The organism is Mixta theicola (assembly GCF_002895925.1).
In the GTDB taxonomy this organism is placed as follows: domain Bacteria; phylum Pseudomonadota; class Gammaproteobacteria; order Enterobacterales; family Enterobacteriaceae; genus Mixta; species Mixta theicola.
This window is the reverse complement of record NZ_NWUO01000050.1, coordinates 1-778: the sequence shown is the minus strand read 5'-3', so window position 1 is coordinate 778 and position 778 is coordinate 1. Positions and strand designations below refer to the sequence as shown.

Below are 778 nucleotides of genomic sequence, written 5' to 3'. Positions count from 1 at the left end.
TAGGTTTTGACGTACTGAAAGGTAAAGTGACCGGCGGCGCAAGCGGCGCTGCTTCAGGCTCTACGCCGCTGGCAGATATCGATGCGGCGATCAAATCTGTTGACAACCAGCGCAGCCTGCTGGGTGCGTCTCAGAACCGTTTTGAGTCCACCATCACCAACCTGAACAACACGGTGAACAACCTGTCTGCAGCCCGCAGCCGTATTCAGGATTCTGACTACGCGACGGAAGTGTCTAACATGTCCCGCGCGCAGATCCTGCAGCAGGCTGGCAGCTCCGTACTGGCTCAGGCCAACCAGGTTCCGCAGACCATGCTGTCCCTGCTGCGTTAATCGTTTACCGCTTACGCACAAAAACGCCCTCCTTGCGAGGGCGTTTTTTTTAGCCGTTTTTTGCTTCTTTATCTGCGTTAATTAATTTAGCGAAGCTGCAAAAAAATTCTAAAGTCCTGCTTAACGTTGTCGATAACATTTATGACGGTGATGAAGCCGCAGGCCAAATGCCGAACCCTAATTTAACTTGAAGGAAAACATCATGGCAGTTATTAATACTAACACTCTGTCGCTGACTACTCAGAACAACCTGAGCAAATCTCAGTCTTCTCTGGGCACCGCGATTGAGCGTCTGTCTTCTGGCCTGCGTATCAACAGTGCAAAAGATGACGCAGCAGGTCAGGCAATCGCTAACCGCTTCACTTCTAACATCAACGGCCTTGGCGTGGCAGCACGTAACGCCAACGACGGTATCTCCCTGGCGCAGACCGCTGAAGGCGCGCTGA

2 protein-coding genes are annotated in these 778 nt (G+C 52.2%); both read left to right on the top strand.

Annotated features, from left to right (window positions below; translation table 11 throughout):
* Window positions 1-332 (top strand): flagellin (locus tag COO59_RS20540; protein WP_276308280.1); only part of this gene is annotated, 332 nt, incomplete at its 5' end.
* 202 nt (window positions 333-534) lie between these two features.
* On the top strand, window positions 535-778 hold a 244-nt coding region (locus tag COO59_RS20535), incomplete at its 3' end, for a flagellin N-terminal helical domain-containing protein (protein WP_476738906.1).